13 protein-coding genes, 7 tRNA genes and 1 pseudogene are annotated in these 17,224 nt (G+C 73.1%); 11 read left to right on the top strand and 10 right to left on the bottom strand.

Translation table 11 applies throughout. The features are described from left to right. Nucleotides 1–37: 37 nt before the first annotated feature. The 4 genes from cbiE to ACEZDG_RS00570 all read left to right on the top strand — a co-directional run bounded on the left by cbiE (nt 38) and on the right by ACEZDG_RS00570 (nt 7,420). On the top strand, nt 38–1,234 hold the full coding sequence (gene cbiE, locus ACEZDG_RS00585; protein ID WP_380500985.1) for a precorrin-6y C5,15-methyltransferase (decarboxylating) subunit CbiE: 1,197 nt from the start codon (nt 38–40) through the stop codon (nt 1,232–1,234). A gap of 365 nt (nt 1,235–1,599) precedes the next feature. Next, entirely contained in the window at nt 1,600–5,199 is a 3,600-nt protein-coding gene (gene cobT / locus ACEZDG_RS00580) for a nicotinate-nucleotide--dimethylbenzimidazole phosphoribosyltransferase (RefSeq protein ID WP_380500983.1), read from the top strand. A gap of 169 nt (nt 5,200–5,368) precedes the next feature. Further along, the gene (gene cobA, locus ACEZDG_RS00575) at nt 5,369–6,586 is read left to right on the top strand and encodes a uroporphyrinogen-III C-methyltransferase (protein ID WP_380500981.1); all 1,218 of its coding nucleotides are present in this window, start codon (nt 5,369–5,371) and stop codon (nt 6,584–6,586) included. 18 nt (nt 6,587–6,604) lie between these two features. Further along, entirely contained in the window at nt 6,605–7,420 is an 816-nt protein-coding gene (locus ACEZDG_RS00570) for a TrmH family RNA methyltransferase (RefSeq protein ID WP_380500979.1), read from the top strand. 592 nt (nt 7,421–8,012) lie between these two features. Here ACEZDG_RS00570 and ACEZDG_RS00565 read toward each other — a convergent pair. Continuing rightward, a pseudogene (locus ACEZDG_RS00565) lies at nt 8,013–9,287 on the bottom strand (protein kinase domain-containing protein); the annotation flags it as partial. Nucleotides 9,288–9,778: 491 nt separating this feature from the next. Between ACEZDG_RS00565 and ACEZDG_RS00560 the strand changes: the two are divergent. After that, on the top strand, nt 9,779–9,964 hold the full coding sequence (locus tag ACEZDG_RS00560; protein WP_380500977.1) for a hypothetical protein: 186 nt from the start codon (nt 9,779–9,781) through the stop codon (nt 9,962–9,964). A gap of 140 nt (nt 9,965–10,104) precedes the next feature. Here the strand turns inward: ACEZDG_RS00560 and ACEZDG_RS00555 are convergent. The 5 genes from ACEZDG_RS00555 to ACEZDG_RS00535 form a co-directional block, all read right to left on the bottom strand. Further along, nucleotides 10,105–10,176 (bottom strand) — tRNA-Val (locus tag ACEZDG_RS00555). Nucleotides 10,177–10,195: 19 nt separating this feature from the next. Next, a tRNA-Val gene (locus ACEZDG_RS00550) sits at nt 10,196–10,267 on the bottom strand. A 19-nt stretch (nt 10,268–10,286) separates the two neighbouring features. Then, nucleotides 10,287–10,358, bottom strand: a tRNA-Val gene (locus ACEZDG_RS00545). Between the two features lie 43 nt (nt 10,359–10,401). Further along, nucleotides 10,402–10,472: transfer RNA gene (locus tag ACEZDG_RS00540), tRNA-Cys, on the bottom strand. Between the two features lie 30 nt (nt 10,473–10,502). Next, nucleotides 10,503–10,574 (bottom strand) — tRNA-Gly (locus ACEZDG_RS00535). Nucleotides 10,575–10,830: 256 nt separating this feature from the next. Here ACEZDG_RS00535 and ACEZDG_RS00530 point away from each other — a divergent pair. Genes ACEZDG_RS00530 through ACEZDG_RS00520 form a run of 3 tightly spaced genes read left to right on the top strand, consistent with a single transcriptional unit; the run spans nt 10,831 to nt 13,568 of the window. Beyond that, on the top strand, nt 10,831–11,856 hold the full coding sequence (locus tag ACEZDG_RS00530; protein WP_380500975.1) for a chorismate-binding protein: 1,026 nt from the start codon (nt 10,831–10,833) through the stop codon (nt 11,854–11,856). Nucleotides 11,857–11,889: 33 nt separating this feature from the next. Continuing rightward, nucleotides 11,890–12,711 carry an aminotransferase class IV gene (locus ACEZDG_RS00525; RefSeq protein WP_380500973.1) on the top strand — a complete coding sequence of 274 codons (822 nt, stop codon included), beginning with the start codon at nt 11,890–11,892 and terminating at the stop codon, nt 12,709–12,711. Between the two features lie 5 nt (nt 12,712–12,716). Further along, entirely contained in the window at nt 12,717–13,568 is an 852-nt protein-coding gene (locus ACEZDG_RS00520) for a GNAT family N-acetyltransferase (protein ID WP_380500971.1), read from the top strand. Nucleotides 13,569–13,583: 15 nt separating this feature from the next. Here ACEZDG_RS00520 and ACEZDG_RS00515 read toward each other — a convergent pair whose 3' ends face one another. Then, complete coding sequence (locus tag ACEZDG_RS00515) at nt 13,584–14,084, bottom strand: DsbA family protein (RefSeq protein WP_380500969.1); 501 nt, start codon at nt 14,082–14,084, stop codon at nt 13,584–13,586. 62 nt (nt 14,085–14,146) lie between these two features. On the opposite strand from ACEZDG_RS00515, the gene ACEZDG_RS00510 reads away from it, so the two are divergent. Next, the gene (locus ACEZDG_RS00510; protein ID WP_380500967.1) at nt 14,147–14,572 is read left to right on the top strand and encodes a hypothetical protein; all 426 of its coding nucleotides are present in this window, start codon (nt 14,147–14,149) and stop codon (nt 14,570–14,572) included. An 11-nt stretch (nt 14,573–14,583) separates the two neighbouring features. Here ACEZDG_RS00510 and ACEZDG_RS00505 read toward each other — a convergent pair whose 3' ends face one another. Then, nucleotides 14,584–15,174: a CGNR zinc finger domain-containing protein gene (locus ACEZDG_RS00505; RefSeq protein ID WP_380500965.1), complete on the bottom strand. Its 591-nt coding sequence runs from the start codon at nt 15,172–15,174 to the stop codon at nt 14,584–14,586. Nucleotides 15,175–15,366: 192 nt separating this feature from the next. Further along, nucleotides 15,367–15,780: an SsgA family sporulation/cell division regulator gene (locus ACEZDG_RS00500; protein ID WP_030248700.1), complete on the bottom strand. Its 414-nt coding sequence runs from the start codon at nt 15,778–15,780 to the stop codon at nt 15,367–15,369. 277 nt (nt 15,781–16,057) lie between these two features. On the opposite strand from ACEZDG_RS00500, the gene ACEZDG_RS00495 reads away from it, so the two are divergent. Continuing rightward, nucleotides 16,058–16,129 (top strand) — tRNA-Val (locus ACEZDG_RS00495). Between the two features lie 123 nt (nt 16,130–16,252). Then, nucleotides 16,253–16,324, top strand: a tRNA-Val gene (locus ACEZDG_RS00490). A 62-nt stretch (nt 16,325–16,386) separates the two neighbouring features. Here ACEZDG_RS00490 and ACEZDG_RS00485 read toward each other — a convergent pair. Next, nucleotides 16,387–17,112, bottom strand: coding sequence for a 3'-5' exonuclease (locus tag ACEZDG_RS00485; protein WP_380500962.1), 726 nt, complete (start codon nt 17,110–17,112; stop codon nt 16,387–16,389). Nucleotides 17,113–17,224: the final 112 nt, after the last annotated feature.

Here is a 17,224-nt window from a genome sequence, read left to right as displayed (position 1 = left end):
GGACGCACGATTCAGGGAAAGTGGGGGAGCAGCCTCGATGGCTGACCGGGTCACGGTGATCGGCTGGGACGGTTCGCCGCTCTCGCAGACAGCACAGTCCGCGCTGGACGCGGCGACACTTGTCGCGGGCGGCACCTACCAGTTGCAGAACCTGAAAATCCCCGCCGGGGCCGACCGGATGGCGCTGGGCAGCGTCGAACTCGTCGCCCGCAGGGTGGCCGACCACCGCGGGGCGGCCGTGGTCGTCGCCGAGGGCGACCCCGGCTTCTTCGGCGTGGTGCGGGCCCTGCGCAAGCCCGAGCACGGCCTGGAGCTCGAGGTCCTGCCGGCGGTCTCCTCGGTCGCGGCGGCCTTCGCCCGGGCCGGGATGCCCTGGGACGACGCCCTGGTCGTCAGCACCCATGGACGCGGCCTCCGACGGGCCGTCAACGTCTGCCGGGCCCACCCCAAGGTCGCCGTGCTCACCGCACCCGGCGCGGGTCCGTCCGAACTCGCCCTGATGATGCGTGATGTGCACCGGACCTTCGTGGTCTGCGAGGCGCTCGGCACCCCGGACGAGGACGTCACCGTGCTCACCTCGGACCGGGTCCCGGACCACCTCTGGCGCGACCCCAATGTGGTGCTGGTGGTCGGCGGCAGCCCGCGCGAGCCGGTCCCGGCCTCCGGCTGGCTGGCCGGACGCCCGCTGGACTTCCCCGGCCCCGACCGCGGCTGGGCCTTCGAGGCCGAGCCCGGCAGCGCCCGCGGCTACGGCGAACTGCCCGCCGCGGTAAGGGCGCTGGTCCTGGCCCGGATCGGCCCGCGCCCCGGCGACCTGCTCTGGGACATCGGCGCGGGCACCGGCGCCATCGCCCTGGACGCGGCCAGGGCCGGCGCCGCCGTCATCGCCGTGGACCGGGACGAGGACGCCTGCACTCGGCTCGACGCCGACGCCCGGCGCCACGGCGTCGAACTGCAGACCGTGCACGGCACGGCCCCGGCCGCGCTGGCCGACCTCCCGGAGCCGGACGTGGTCCTGGTCCGCGGCGGCGCGGAGATCCTGCGCGACTGCCTCGGCCGCCGCCCGGAGCGCGTGGTGGTGCTCCCCGGCACCCTGCAGCAGGCCGAGGAGGCCCGCCGGGTCTTCGCCGAGGTCGGCTACACCATGGACGGCACGCTGCTGCATGCCTCCCCACTGGTCGAGCAGGCGCTGCGGCCCTCCGCACCGGTGTTCGTGCTGTGGGGAAACCGCTGATCCCGCAGGTCGGCCGGAACTCCGTCACCGCCTTGCCGCTGCCCGCTGTTCGAGACTGCCGCCCAGGCTGTCGTGGGCGGCCGGTAGGCTGACGCCTGGTTCTCGCGAGCCGGTGGCGTGTTCTTCGAACGTGGCGCAGGCCACACCTGGAGTGTGCGGACTGGTTCGCATCCGGGCCGGACGGACCGGGAGAATGCCGGTACGTCCGGGGCGATCGTGCCGGTTGCCCCGGTTCAGTCGTTGTTGTTGGGAGCAGACCGGTGCCTGCCGGTCCGTCACAGCGAGGCGAGGACCGGAACGATAGGTGCTGCGGTCCTTGATCGCGCCGCCAAGGACGCCACGCGGCCCTGGAAGGAGCCAGTGACATGAGCGATACCGGCCACGTCCCCACGGGGGGGCTGACCGAGCCGACGCTCGCGACAACCGGTGCGGAGCCGAGTCCGCTCGGGGCGACGCCCCCGGGTGGCGAGCAGCCGGCCCGGGATCCCTTCGGCACCGACTCGTCCCAGGGGCAGAACCAGGTCTACGCACAGGGTTACGACGCTCAGGGTTATGAACCACAGGGTTATGACGCACAGGGGTACGAATCCCAGGGATTCCCGGCCCAGGGCTACGACCAGGCGCAGGCTCCGGTCCGTCCCGCTTACACCTTCCTCGACCAGCCCGACGGGCTCGACGAGGAGGACGAGGACGAACTGCTGATGCCTGGTCCGGCCGGATCGTGGAGCGAGCCCGCGCAGCGTGAGACGCCGGCCGAGGCCTATGCGCCTGCGCCGCCTCCGCCGGCCGGGGAGCCGATCCCGCCGTCCTGGCCCACCCTCACCCCGCCGGCCCCCGCGCCGGTCCCGGTCGCCGAGGCCCCGGCCCCCGCGCCCGCCCCGGCCCCGGCGGCCCCGACCCCTGAGCCCGAGCCCGCTCCGGAGCCGGTGGTACGGAACCCGGTCGCGCCGGTGGCCGAGCAGGCCCCGCCGCAGCCGGCCGTGGCCGCCCCGCGCCGTCCGCTGCACGCGGGCCCGCCCATTCCCGACCCCTCGCTGATGACCGGCCAGGTCCCGGTCCGCTCGCTGGCCGACCGCGGCCCCTCGGCGCACGGCGACTCCCCGTTCACCGTCCCGGCCCCGCCGACCCCGCCCTACGGCGTGCCCTCGGCGGGCACCGCCCAGCATCCCGGCCCCGAATACCTGGACCAGCCCTCCGGCGCCGGATCGGCGCTGCGTACCGCGGTCGAGCCCGCGCAGATCACCGAGGCAGAACCAGCGCCTCCGCAGGCTCCGCAGCCTGCTGCCGCAGAGGCGCCGATGTCACCGACCGTCCCGCTGCAGATGCCCTCGCCCGAGAGCACCCTCGGCGCGAACGCGGCTGCCGCCGCACCGCTGGCGACCCCGGCCGTGGCCCCCGAGCCCGAGCCCGTCGCTGCTGCTCCCGCGCCTGAGCCCGTCGTGGCCGAGCCTGCGCCGGAGCCCGCGCCCGTCCCCGTGGTCGAGCCCGTGGCTGAGCCCGTGGTGGAGGCTGCGCCGCAGGCCGAGGCCGCCATTCCCGCGCAGAGCGCGCCGCACGATGCCGGATCGAGCCGGATCTCGGCCTTCATGGCGCCTCCGATGCCGCAGCGCTTCACTCTTCCCGAGGAGCCGGTAGCCCTCGTAGCCCCGGTGGCCGAGGTCGAGGCTCCGGTGCCGGCCGCCGTGCTCCCCGTTGCGGAAACGGTTCCTGACGCACCCGCGGCTGCTGCCGCGGCCCCGGTCCAGCAGCCCGCTGCCCCGGAGGCCCCGGTCCTGGAACAGCCGGTCCTGGAACAGCCGGAGGAGGAGCCGCAGGTCGGCGAGGCGCAGAGCTTCGAGCCCGAGCAGACCTCGCTGGGAACCGGTCAGCTGACCGTCCCCGCCGAGCCGCACTCCCCGGCCCCTGAGGCAGAGCCGGAAGCCGCGGCGCAGCCCGAGGCAGAGCCCGAGGCGGAACTGCAGCCGGCACCTCAGCCGCAGCCGCAGCCCGAGCCGGACGCTCCCGAGCGTCGCGTGCTGGTCGTGGACGGCAGCGGAACAGCGGCCGAAGCCCAGGTCCTGCCGGAACCCCTGCCGGAATCCGAGCCCCTCGCAGTTCCGGTACCCCAGCCCGTCAGGGAGCCCTCCGTGCAGCCCGTCGCCGAACCACCCGCCGAGTCCTTCCCCGCCGTCGCCGACTCCCCGGAGGCCGTGGAGATCCCTGGGCCCCGGACCGATCCCGCCCCCGCCTACGACGACGAGATGCGGGAGGCCGTCCACCGGGTGATGCGCGAGCGCCGCGACATCCGCAACGGCTTCCGCCCCGACCCGATCCCGCACGAGGTACTGATCCGGGTGCTGGAGGCGGCCCACACCGCCCCCAGCGTCGGCTACTCCCAGCCCTGGGACTTCGTGGTGATCCGCTCCGCGAAGACCCGGGCCCGGATGCACGAACTGGCGGAGCGTCAGCGCGAGGCCTACGCGGCGTCACTTCCCAAGGGCCGGGCCAAGCAGTTCAAGGAACTGAAGATCGAGGCCATCGTCGAGACCCCGGTCAACATCGTGGTCACCGCCGACCGCACCCGCGGCGGCCGGCACACCCTGGGCCGGCACACCCAGCCGCAGATGGCCCCCTACTCGGCCGCCCTCGCGGTGGAGAACCTCTGGCTCGCTGCCCGCGCCGAGGGCCTCGGCGTCGGCTGGGTCAGCTTCTTCGACGAGCAGGAGATGATCCGCGAGCTCGGCCTGCCCGAGCACCTGGACGTCGTCGCCTACCTCTGCGTCGGCTACGTCAACGAGTTCCCCACCGAACCCGAACTGGCGCAGGCCGGCTGGGCGAAGAAGCGCCCGTTGTCCTGGGTGGTCCACGAGGAGACCTACGGCCGGCGCGCGCTGCCCGGCGAGGAGCCGCACAGCGTCCTGCAGGAGACCCTGCGCGGGATCAGGCCGCTGGACGCCAAGGCGCTCGGCGAGGCCTGGGACCGGCAGAAGCGGATGACCAAACCGGCCGGATCGCTCGGCATGCTGGAGATAATCTCCGCGCAGCTGTGCGGGCTCTCCCGGAAGTGCCCGCCGCCGATCCCCGAGCCCGCCTGCGTGGCGGTCTTCGCCGGGGACCACGGGGTGCACGCCCAGGGCGTCACCCACTGGCCGCAGGAGGTCACCGCCCAGATGGTGGCGAACTTCCTGTCCGGCGGCGCGGTCGTCAACGCCTTCGCCGCCCAGGTCGGCGCCGAGGTCTGCGTCGTGGACGTCGGTGTGGCCACCGAGCTGCCCCCGGCCATCGACTCGGGCCGCACCACCGGCCTGCTGCCCCGCAAGATCCGGCTCGGCACCGCGGACATGACCGTCGAACCGGCGATGACCCGCGAGGAGGCCCTACGCGCGGTCGAGGTCGGCATCGAGACCGCCCGCGACCTGGTCGCGGCCGGCAACAAGGCGCTGGTCACCGGCGACATGGGCATCGCCAACACCACTGCCGCCGCCGCGCTGATCTGCGTCTTCACCGGCGAGGACCCGGCGGTGGTGACCGGTCGCGGCACCGGCATCGACGACGAGACCCACGCCCGCAAGATCTCCGTCATCCGCACCGCGCTCGACCTGCACCGCCCCGACGCCGCCGACCCCATCGGCGTACTCGCCGCGGTCGGCGGCTTGGAGCATGCGGCTCTCGCCGGCTTCATGCTCGGTGCGGCGAGTCTCCGCACCCCGGTGATTCTTGACGGCGTGGCGGCGGGGGCGGCGGCGCTGGTGGCCAAGGCCATCGCGCCGGAGGTGCTGGCCGCGTGCGTGGCCGGCCATCGCTCGGCCGAGCCCGGCCACAAGGCCGCACTCGCGAAGCTGGGGCTGCGCCCGCTGATCGACCTGGATTTGCGGCTGGGGGAGGGGACGGGTGCGTTGTTGGCCCTTCCGCTGGTTCAGTCCGCTGCGCGGGCTATGCATGACGTTGCTACGTTCGACTCAGCCGGGGTGACCGAGAAGCACTGACGCTCGGCACCGTCGTGGTTGCTGTTCGCGCGCGCTTTTAATCAAGCACAGCCCCGCGCCCCTGAGGGGTTGCAACTGACGGCAAGTTGCACCCCCTAGGGGCGCGGGGAACTGCGCGAACGGCAACCACAAACCACCCGCACATCGACGCACCACAGGAGTCACCCGGATGCCCGACGCCACCACACCGCCGTACCCCGTCGGGCTGCTCCTGCAAGACCGTCGTGTCGTCGTCCTCGGCGGCGGCACCGTCGCCCAACGCCGCCTCCCCGCGCTCATCGCCACCGGCGCGGACCTGCACCTGATAGCCCCGGAGACCACCCCCGCCGTCCAGGCCATGGCCGACGCCGGTGAGCTGACCTGGCACCGCCGCCGCTACGCCGCAGGCGACCTCGCCGGGGCCTGGTACGCCCTGGCGGCCACCGACGACCCGGCTGCGAACGCCGCCGCCTCCGCCGAGGCCGAGGCGAACCGCGTCTTCTGCTCCCGCAGCGACGACGCCTCGGCGGCCACCGCCTGGACCCCCGCCACCGGGCGTCAGGACGGCACCACCGTCGCCGTCCTGTCCGGCGACCCCCGCCGTTCCGCTGCTCTGCGCGACGCCGTGGTCAACGGCCTGCGGGACGGCAGCCTCGCCGCCGCCCACCACCGCGGCCGGACCCCCGGGGTGGCCCTGGTCGGTGGCGGTCCCGGCGACCCGGACCTGATCACCGTCCGCGGCCGACGCCTGCTCGCCGAGGCCGACGTGGTCATCGCCGACCGGCTCGCCCCGCGCGAACTGCTGGAGCAGCTGCCGCCGCATGTCGAGGTCATCGACGCGTCCAAGATCCCCTACGGCCGGTTCATGGCCCAGGAGGCGATCAACGACGCCCTGATCCAGCACGCCAGGGCCGGGAAGTTCGTGGTGCGGCTCAAGGGCGGCGACCCCTACGTCTTCGGCCGCGGCATGGAGGAGCTGATCGCCTGCACCGAGGCGGGTGTCCCGGTCACCGTCGTGCCCGGCATCTCCAGCTCGATCAGCGTGCCCGCCGCCGCCGGGATCCCGGTGACCCATCGCGGGGTCACCCATGAGTTCAGCGTGATCTCCGGCCATGTCGCGCCCGAGGACCCGCGCTCCCTGGTCGACTGGGACGCCGCCGCCAGGATGCGCGGCACCCTGGTGCTGCTGATGGCGGTGGAGCGGATCGGCGCCATCTCCGCCGCCCTGGTCGCCGGGGGCCGCAGCCCGGAGACCCCGGTCGCCGTGGTCCAGGAGGGCACCACCGCCGCCCAGCGCCGGGTGGACGCCACCCTCGGCACCGTCGCCGCCGTGGTCGAGGCCGAGCAGATCCGGCCCCCGGCCGTGATCGTGATCGGTGCTGTCGTCGCCTTGGCACACCGGGCCTGACAGGGCAGGATCGACACCGTGGCCGAGCTCATCACGATCGAAGACCCGCAGGACCCCCGTCTACGCGACTTCGTCGCCCTGACCGACGTCGAGCTGCGGCGCCGGCGCGAGCCCGAGGAGGGCCTCTTCATCGCCGAGGGCGAGAAGGTGATCCGGCGTGCCCGCCAGTCCGGCTACCGGATGCGCTCGATGCTGCTGTCGTCCAAGTGGATCGATGTGATGCGCGATGTCATCGACGAGGTCCCGGCGCCGGTGTACGCGGTCGCGCCGGAGCTGGCCGAGCAGGTCACCGGCTACCACGTGCACCGCGGCGCCATCGCGTCGATGCAGCGCAAGCCGCTGCCGGAGGTGGACGAGCTGCTGAGCACCGGCCGCCGGATCGCGGTGCTGGAGGGCCTGACCGACCACGCCAACATCGGTGCGGTCTACCGCAGCGCCGCGGCGCTCGGGGTGGACGCGCTGCTGCTGTCGCCCGACTGCGCCGACCCGCTCTACCGACGCGCCGTCAAGGTGTCGATGGGGGCGGTCTTCACCGTCCCCTACGCGGTCCTGGAATCCTGGCCGCAGGATCTGGAGAAGGTCCGCCGGGCCGGGTACGACATCCTGGCGCTGACCCCGCACCATGACGCGGTCCCGCTGTCCGAGGTGTCCGAGGAGCGGCTGCGGCGGTGCGCGGTAATGCTCGGGTCGGAGGGCCACGGGCTCTCGCCGGAGGCGCTGCGGGCCGCCGACGAGTGGGTCAGGATCCCGATGTCGCACGGCATCGACTCGCTCAACATCGCCGCCGCGGCGGCCATCTCCTTCTACGCCCTGGCCGAGCAGGCCAAGGACTGAGCCGCACCGGCGGGCCTCAGCCCTGCTGGCCCGCGACGGTGCCGGTGCCCGGCCAGGTCTCGCTCATCGTCCCGTTGGCGAGCGGGACGTAGCGGGTGGTGCTGGCGGGGCGGTTCCCGGACGCGGCGGTGTGCTCCTCGCGGAGGACCGCGCCGTCGGCGATCTGCCAGCTCCCGGTGGCCTGCGGGTCGCCGGTGGAGGAGTGCGAGGCCAGCAGAACCGGTTCTGCACCCGCGGTGGGCGACAGCCCGAACAGCTCCACCAGATCCTCGGGGACGGTTCCGTCCCGACGTGTCAGCACCACGACCGCGGCTGCCGCGCCCCGGTAGCGGGCCGGCAGCACCGCGGTCAGCGACACCGGCGCCGCCGTGTCCGACGGCGAGGAGCGGCCGTTCCTCAGCAGCACGGTCGAACCGTCGCTGGGGTCGGTGTAGCCGCGGTCGGCCCAGTCCGGGCTGACCTCGCCCGCCGCGGTGGGCACGCCGATCAGCCCCTGCCCGGCCGCCGCCGCGGCGGCCACGGCGGAGTGGCTGGCCGCGGGCACCGGCGCGACGGTGACCGGGCTCTGCCGCTGACCGTGGGCGTTGCGGTCCTCGCAGCCCTGGGCGGTGGCGATGGCCAGCGCCGCCACCACGGTGACGGTGACAAAAACGATCAGCCGCTGGCGCAGCATACGCCGCCGCGAGGGCGTGGCGGCGGGGCGGCCCGGGGGCCGTGCCCCCGGCGGCGGGGTGCGCTGGCCCTGCGGCCGGGTCTGCTGCGGGGCGGTCGGCGGGGGAGTGGACGGCTGCGGCTCCCGCATGGTCGGGGGCATCGGCCGCCGTCCGGCCGGGCGGCCGACGACGGGCCGTCCCACCGGTCGCGCGCCGGCCCGTTCGCCGCCGGTCCGCTCGCCGGTCCGCCCGTCCGTGCGGCTGCCGAGTCCTCCGCCCGGGCGCTCGCCCGGCCGCTGCGGCGGACGCTGCCGCTCCGCGGCACCGGTCCTGACCCGGGAGGCCGCGGACTGCGTGGGCTGGTGCGGGCGGGGCAGCTGGCTCAGCCCGATGGCCGTTCCACGGGCCGTCAGTTCCCGCAGCCGGTCGTGCAGCTGAACGGTCGTCGGCCGGTCCGCGGCCTCCTTCGCCAGACAGGCCCGGATCACCTGGACCAGGGCCCCCGGCACGTCCGTCAGATCGGGCTCCTCGTGCACCACCCGGTAGAGCATCACCTCGGAGCTGCCTGAGCCGAACGGCGAGTCGCCGGTCGCCGCGTAGGCCAGCGTGGTGCCCAGCGCGAACACGTCCGTCGCGCTGGTCACCGCGATGCCGCGGACCTGCTCGGGGGCCAGGAAGCCGGGCGAGCCGACCGCCGTGCCGACGTGGGTCAGCGTGCTGGCGCCGGTGGACCAGGCGATGCCGAAGTCGATGATGCGCGGGCCCTTGGGCGACAGCAGGATGTTGGACGGCTTCAGGTCCCGGTGCACCACCCCGGCCTCGTGCACGTGCACCAGGCCGTCGGCCAGCGCCGCGCCGATCGCGGTCACCTCCGGCCAGGGCAGCGGCCCCTCGTCGCCGACCCGCTTGTAGAGCGAGGGCCCGGGTACGTAGGAGGTCGCCAGCCAGGGCCGTTCGGCGTCGATGTCCGAGGCCACCAGCCGGGCGATGCAACCGCCCCTGATCCGCGCCGCCGCCGAGACCTCGCGGGCGAAGCGGGTGCGGAACTCCTGGTCCTCGGCCAGCTCCGAGCGGATCAGCTTGAGCGCGACCTTCTGGCCCTTGCGGTCCGAGCCCAGGTAGACCACGCCCATGCCGCCCGAACCGAGCCGTCGGTGCAGGCGATAGGGGCCGACGACTCGCGGATCCTCCCGCCGGAGCCGCATCATCGCCACATTTCCGTCCCGCCGTCAGGTCCCCGTGCGGGGGCGTGTTCTGCTTGCCAGCCGACAGCTTACGGACTGGTGTGGGCGGTGTGCTGATACGCAACGCCTGGGAGGTCCGTGGGATTGTCTGACTTCCCGTCGGCGGGCCCCTCGGACCGCCCCGGCGGGCCTGCTCGGGCCCTCCTCCTGACCTACTCCTGACCTGCGCTTCCCCGGTCCGCTCGGGGGTGGTCTCAGGGGTGTCCCTGATGCCCTCCTTACGCGCTCTCCGTCTCCGGTAGTAGTACCCCGGTACCGCGGTCCTCCTTCCGGATGCCGTCCGGACGGTCCCGGGGCATGACGCCGGGGAAGGGTCCTGACCGTAGTTTTGTTATCAGCGGTGGGCGGGCGCAGCTCGTCCCCCGAGGTACACCGCCCACCGCGACCAGCTTCTGCAGCCCGGCAGCGGGACGAGCAGGTATTTCAGACGCGCAGGACCAGACGAGAGTGGGAACCAGGCCATGTCCGTGTACACGGGAGGACCCGTACGACGCCGTCGCCCGTCCGTGCGCCCCGGCGAGACCAGGAACCCGCTGGTGGCCCTCGCCATCGCGCTGCCCGTCGCCGCGCTGCTGGCCTTCGCCTTCGGCGGCTGGTCGCAGTTCGCGGTGCAGGCCAGCTCGGTGGTGCACCTGATGGGACGCTGACCGGCGTCCCCCTCATACTGCGGCGTCGTGCCCGGACTGTCGGTGAGGGCAGCCCGGGCACGGCGATCGCGCCCCTGCCCCCTGCGGAGCGGTAACCGTACGAAGAAGGCCCGTCCACCTGGACGGGCCTTCAACTGCTGTGCGCGATACTGGGATTGAACCAGTGACCTCTTCCGTGTCAGGGAAGCGCTCTCCCGCTGAGCTAATCGCGCGGGACGTACCGATTGTGCGTGCGCGATACTGGGATTGAACCAGTGACCTCTTCCGTGTCAGGGAAGCGCTCTCCCGCTGAGCTAATCGCGCGGGACCTACGGATCTTGCGTGCGCGATACTGGGATTGAACCAGTGACCTCTTCCGTGTCAGGGAAGCGCTCTCCCGCTGAGCTAATCGCGCGGGTGCTCCGGGCGGCGAGCCGCACGAAGCGTCGATCTTGTTGAGGTGGAGACGGGATTTGAACCCGTGTACACGGCTTTGCAGGCCGTTGCCTCGCCTCTCGGCCACTCCACCGAGTGAGAGCCCACCTGCAACTCTCATCCGAGCGGATGACGGGATTCGAACCCGCGACCCTCACCTTGGCAAGGTGATGCTCTACCACTGAGCCACATCCGCGTGATCTCCATGTCGCTTCCCGCCTGTTTCCGGCGGTCCGCTTCCTGGCGACGTGTTGAACTTTAGCGGATTCCGGGCCCAGCTCAAATTCCGTTCCCCGGGGGAGTGCCGCCACCACCCCCGCGATGACCTGCGATGCCAGTCCGCACAGGCGTTTTCCCTGCCCACAACCTAGACTCCGACGCGCGGCGACCCCGCGCTTTCCGCACAGAATCACGAGTGAACAGTGACCCGCTCCCTTCCTCAGCTCACTCCGATGGCCCGGTTCGACGGCCGGATCGCCTCGGGGCTGCTCGATGTCACCGACGACCCGGCGGCGCTGGACAGCGCCGGATTCTGGGCCGTCGTCGCCGACTTCGAAGGCCGGATCACCTGTGCCCGCTTCGCCCACGTCCGCCGCGCGCAGACCCCCGGGACCGGGGCCGAGGGCTGGCGCGGTCCGGCCCGTAGCGCCTGGAGCAGCTCGCTGGACCGGGCCGGCTACACCGCCGGGGTCCGCCGGATCCGCGAGCACATCGCCGCGGGCGAGGTGTACCAGGCCAACCTCTGCCGGGTGCTCTCCGCGCCGCTCCCCGACCCGGTCCACGGCGCCGACGTTGACGCCCTCACCACCCGGCTCGCGCACGGCAACCCGGCCCCCTACGCCGGCACGGTCCGGCTGCCGGAGCACGGGGTGGAGGTCGCCACCGCCTCGCCCGAGCTGTTCCTGGAACGCCGCGGCACCCGGATCGGCTCAGGGCCGATCAAGGGCACCGGCCGCACCGAGGACGACCTGCTGGCCAAGGACTACGCCGAGAACGTGATGATCGTCGACCTGGTCCGCAACGACCTCGGCCGGGTCTGCGCCACCGGCAGCGTCACCGTCCCCGACCTGTGCGCGGTGGAGAAGCACCCCGGCCTGGTCCACCTGGTCTCCACGGTCGAGGGGGAGCTCCGCCCCGGCCTCGGCTGGCCCGCGCTGCTGGACGCGGCCTTCCCGCCCGGCTCGGTCACCGGGGCGCCCAAGTCCAGCTCGCTGCGGATCATCCGGGCGCTGGAGACGGTCCCGCGCGGCCCCTACTGCGGGGCGCTCGGCTGGGTGGACGCGGACCGCGGCGAGGCCAGGCTCGCGGTCGGCATCCGCACCTTCTGGATCGACCGGGACGACCCGTCCGGCCCGCAGGTGCGCTTCGGCACCGGGGCCGGGATCACCTGGGGCTCCGATCCGGAACGGGAATGGGACGAGACAGAGCTGAAGGCAGCACGCCTGCTCGCGGTAGCGTCTGACCCATCACAGCGGTAACGACTCACAGCGGTAACGACGAAGGAGCACATCGTGCGGATCTGGGTCAACGGTGCGCTGCAGGACGCTGCCGAGGCCAATGTCTCGGTGCTCGACCACGGGATCACCGTGGGGGACGGGATCTTCGAGACGGTGAAGGCCCTCGACGGAGTGCCCTTCGCCCTCGGCCGCCACCTCGACCGGCTGGAGCGCTCGGCCCGCGGCCTCGGCCTGCCGGCGCCGGACCGCGAGCTGGTCCGGCGGGCCTGCGCCGAGGTGCTCGCCGCCAATCCGATGCCGCTCGGCCGGCTGCGGATCACCTACACTGGCGGTCTCGCCCCGCTCGGCTCGGACCGCGGCGACAGCGGCACCACCCTGGTGGTCGCCCTCGGCGCGACCACCCGCCGCCCCGACGCCGCCGCGATCGTCACCGTCCCGTGGACCCGCAACGAGCACAGCGCGGTGGCCGGGCTGAAGACCACCTCCTACGCCGAGAACGTGGTCGCCCTGGCCCGGGCGCACGAGTACGGCGCCGCCGAGGCGGTCTTCGGCAACACCGCGGGCCGGCTCTGCGAGGGCACCGGGTCCAATGTCTTCGTGGTCCTGGACGGACGTCTGCTCACCCCGCCGCTCACCTCCGGCTGCCTGGCCGGGGTGACCCGGGCGCTGGTGCTGCAGTGGCTCGACGCCGAGGAGGCGGACCTGCCGCTCTCGGCGCTGGAGGAGGCCGAGGAGATCTTCCTGACCGGCACCCTGCGCGACATCCAGGGCGTCTCCCGGGTCGACGACCGCGAGCTGCCCGGCGCGCCCGGGCCGGTCACCGTCAAGGCCATGGCCGTCTTCGCCGACCGCGCCGCCGCCGACCTGGAGCCGTGAGCCCGATGACCACGACGATCCGCCCGTCCGGTCCGGAGACGGCCACCCCCGGCGGCGGGCGCAGCCGCGGCTACGACGTGTGCGTCAACGGCCGGGTGGTGGGCGGGCTGACCCTCAGCGCGGACGGCGGCGCGGGGCCGCGCAGCGGCGGGATCAGCGGGCTGGCGGTCGACCGGCGCGACCGGGGCCGCGGCCGGGGCATCATCGCCGTTCTCGCCGCCGAGGAGGTGCTGCGCTCCTGGGGCTGTACCAGGGCCGAGGCCAGGGTGCCGGCCGGCCTCGGCGAGGAGGCCGGGCTCGGCCTGGCCCGCACCCTGGGCTACACCCTGCGCTCCACCCATATGCGCAAGGCCCTCCCCGACCAGCCCCCGCCGCTGCCCGAGGGCAGCACCGGCCGCCCGCTGCGCGCGGACGAGTACGGCTCCTGGCTCGCCGCCGAGACCCAGGGCTACCTCGGCGAGCTGGTCGCCCACGGCCTCAGCTTCGAGGAGGCCGGCGCCAAGGCCTACGCGGACCACGCCGAGTTGCTGCCGCAGGGCCTGGACACCCCCGACACGGTGCTCTCGTTGCTGGAGAGCGGAGACGCCGGACCGGTCGGCAGCATCTGGGTGCACACCCGCTTCCGCGAGCTGCCGGACGGCACCCCGCTCGCCTGGGTGTTCGACATCGTCGTGGACGAGGCGCAGCGCGGTCGCGGCCACGGGCGGGCGCTGATGCTGCTGGCCGAGCGCGAGTGCCTGGCCCGCGGGGTCGGGCAGCTCGGCCTCAACGTCTTCGCCGACAACCGCACCGCGCAGCGGCTCTACGCCTCGCTCGGCTACACGCCCTTCCTGCACGTGCTGCACAAGGCGCTGTAGGGCAAGCCGCGGCGGTCAGGGGCCGAGCAGCCCGATGATCTGCTCGCGCAGGCCGTCCTGGCTCTTTCCGCCGTCGAGGCGCTTCCCGGCGACGACATAGGTGGGGGTCCCGGTCACGCCGATGGCCTGGCCCTCGGCGTGGTCGGCGTCGACCGCCAGCATGTGCCGTCCGTCGATCAGCGCGGTGTCCAGCTCCTCGGCGTCCAGGCCGAGCTCCCGGGCGACGTCCACCAGCAGCGCCTCGCCGCGGCGTCCCAGTTCCCCGGTCCTGGCCAGCACCGCCTCGACATAGGGCCAGCCCTGTCCCTGGGCGAACGCCTCCTCGGCGGCCTGGGCGGCGGCCAGGGCGTGCTTGTGCTTCTCCAGCGGGAAGTGCCGCAGCACGATCTCCAGCCGGTCGCCGTAGGCCGCGCGCAGCGCGCGGACGTCGTCCAGGGCGGTCGCACAGTCCGGGCACTGCAGCTCGCACCAGTACTCGACCCGGGGGAGGGGGCTGGGGAGGGAACTATCGCTCATGCCCGTCAGTCTCCCATTACAGGCACCATGGGAGGGAACCGCAGCGAAGGAGCAGTGGGCCGATGACCGCGATCGTATGCATGGCACTCACAGCAGCCGGACTGGTGATCGCCGTGCTGCGCGGCGTCCGCGGGCGCTTCCGCTCGGCGCTGCGCTGGGGCGCCGTGGCGCTGGTGCCGGTCGGGCTGTACCTGACCGGGCTGATCACCGTGTTCCGCCGGATCGGCAGTGCGCTCGGCAGCTGGGGCACCCACCTGGTGTTCGACCCGAAGATCTGGACCGGCGTGGTGCTGCTCGGCGTGGCGGTCCTGGTGCTGCTCGCCACCGGCGTCGGCCGGGGCCGCCGCGCCCCGAAGGCGGGGAAGGCGGAGAAGCCGGCGGCGGTGCCCGGCGGCAGTGTCCCTGCCGTTGCGGCCAAGCGGCAGTCCGCCGCCGACCTCGGGGACTTCTCCGACATCGAGGAGATCCTCAAGCGCCGCGGCATCTAGCCGGTCGGCAGCTAGCCCCGCAGGGCGGTGGCCAGGGCGTCCGGAGCCTCGGCCGCCGTCCGCTGGCGGGCCCGGTAGGCGGCCACGTGCATCCGGTTGCCGCAGGTGCGGCTGTCGCAGTAGCGGCGTGAGCGGTTGCGGGACAGGTCCACGAAGACCCGGGCGCAGTCGGGGGCCTCGCAGTGCCGCAGCCGCTCCCGCTCGCCGGCCACCACGATGAAGGCCAGCGCCATCCCGGCCTCCACCGCCAGGTGGTCCGCCAGCGCCGCGCAGGGCGCGAAGAAGTGCATGTGCCAGTCGTGGCCGTCGTGGTTGGTCAGCCGGGGCGTGCTGCCCGCCTTCGCCACCAGGGTGTTCACCAGTTCGGCAGCCTCCGGGGTGGAGTCGGCCAGGAACACCGCCCGGAACTGGGTGCGGACCAGCCGCACCGCCTCCAGGTCGGCCGTCGTCAGCGTGCCCACCTCGCTGATCTCATGGCGGATCACGAAGTCGCGCAACGCCGCCAGATCCGGCAGGCCCTCCTGCTCCGCCGCCTCCGGCGCGGTGTTCAGCAGGTCCACGAGTACGTCGAGAGCGCACTGCGTGTCATGGGTGATCAGCACGTGGGACTCCCTGTGGCGTACGGCCCGGTTGGCGGCGACTCTACCGTTGCCGGGGCCGCCCATGCGTGAGCCGCCGCAGTCCGGTTGTGGACTGCGGCGGCTCACTTGGCACGGTGTCAGCGGAGTGCTGCGGTGTGGCTGTTCCGTGCCCCCGAGTAGCACGGCTGCGCACGGTCGAAGGGATGGAGTGGTTCAGTTCTCGGCGAGGATGTGCGACAGCTCCCGGTCGAGGTCGAAGTGGCGGTGCTCGGTACCCGGGGGCACCGCGGCATCCGTTCGCTTGAGGAAGGACTCCAGCGCACGCGCCGGGGCTTCCAGTAGGGCTTCTCCTTCCGGAGAGCTCAGGGCGATGCAGACGACTCCCTGCCCGTGACTGCGGGACGGCCAGACTCGGACGTCGCCGGTTCCGGTCGGCCGGTGCAGCCCCTCCGCGAGGAGGTCTCGGGCGAACACCCAGTCGACGGTTTCGTCGGCGCCGGTGTGGAAGGTGGCATGCACGGCATAGGGGTCGGCGGTGTCGTAGCGCAGGCCCGCGGGGACGGGCAGTGACGACTCGCTCGACACGATAAGGCGCAGGTGCAGCTCGCAGCTGACCGTGGTGTTCATAAGCGCCAAGGCCTTTCGCTCAGTGTGCGCTCGGGGATCGCACGTCGGCGAACGGACCATCCCACCTCCGCGACCGGTGTAAACCCGTCTGTCCCGATTAGTACGCACCTGGTACCCCTTACGGCGCAGCAGTCACTGCAGTCACAGGGATAACGCGACAGCACCACAAAGCCGGTCGCCGGTGACATATGACAGTCGAGAACCGGTCATCGCCGGAGGTCAGGAGCACGCTGTCGGATGCGGTAAAGTTTTCCACGAAGCAGCGCAGGAAACATCCGCGCGATTAGCTCAGTGGGAGAGCGCTCCGTTCACACCGGAGAGGTCGCTGGTTCGAACCCAGCATTGCGCACCGCCGAAGAAGCCCCGCAGGTCACTGACCTGCGGGGCTTCTTCGTAGGGACAGCCCTCGGCGGCGCTCCGAAAGGTGGTTGGGAGACCCGCGGGGGCGATGCTAGTGTTCTTCCTGTTGCCCGCGCGATTAGCTCAGTGGGAGAGCGCTCCGTTCACACCGGAGAGGTCGCTGGTTCGAACCCAGCATTGCGCACCGGAACAGCGGAAGGCCCCTCGATCGAGGGGCCTTCCGCGTTTAAGTTGAGGGTCGAGGGGTCAGGCGGCCTGGTCCACCTGCCGCCGCAGCGGCCAGGAGGTGTCGACCAGCTCCGGCGACCCGCTCCTGGTGAACCACTGCTGCAGCCCCCGCGCCTGCGCCGCGTGCCACACGGCCTGCCGCAGGTGCAGCTCCGCCGGGGTCAGCGCGCCGAGCGTGCTCCCGAAGCGGGCGCCGATCGCCCGGACCAGGCCCAGCGCCGCGGTGGCGTCCGCCGCGGCGTCGTGCGCCGTGCCCAGGTCCACCCCGTAGTGCGCGCACAGGTCGGTCAGGGTGCGCCGGCCCTTGCGGTAGCGGTCCAGGTGCTTGTCCAGCACCCGGGGGTCCAGCACCAGCAGCGGTGCGCTGGCCGCGTACTGCGCCAGCGAGGTGCCCCGGTGCCGGCGCAGTTCGCGGTCCAGCAGGGTCAGGTCGTAGGGGGCGTTCATGATGACCAGGGGCAGTCCCGCCCTGGCGGTTTCGGCCAGGGCCCGCGCGACCTCCTCCACCACCACCCGCGGCGGGCGTCCGTTCCGCCGCGCCCACTCGTCGGTGAGGCCGTGCACCTCGGTCGCCCCGGCCGGGATCGGCAGCCCCGGATCGGCCACCCACTCCCGCCGCCGCACCGGCCCGTCGGCGGTGTCCTGGAGCACCAGCGCCGCCGTCACGATCCGGTCGTGCTCGACGTCCACGCCCGTGGTCTCGGTGTCGAAGGAGGCCATCGGCCCCTCGTACCAGAACGTCATCGTGGCCTCCCCGCCAGTAGTGACAATCAGGTGATACCCGGTCACCCACCGCATTCAACCCCGCCGCGAACTGCGGATTCCCGCAGGCCCGTTTCGCGGTGCATCCGGGCGG

The organism is Streptacidiphilus alkalitolerans (genome assembly GCF_042511045.1).
GTDB lineage: Bacteria > Actinomycetota > Actinomycetes > Streptomycetales > Streptomycetaceae > Streptacidiphilus > Streptacidiphilus alkalitolerans.
This window is presented reverse-complemented; position numbering and strand designations above follow the sequence as displayed.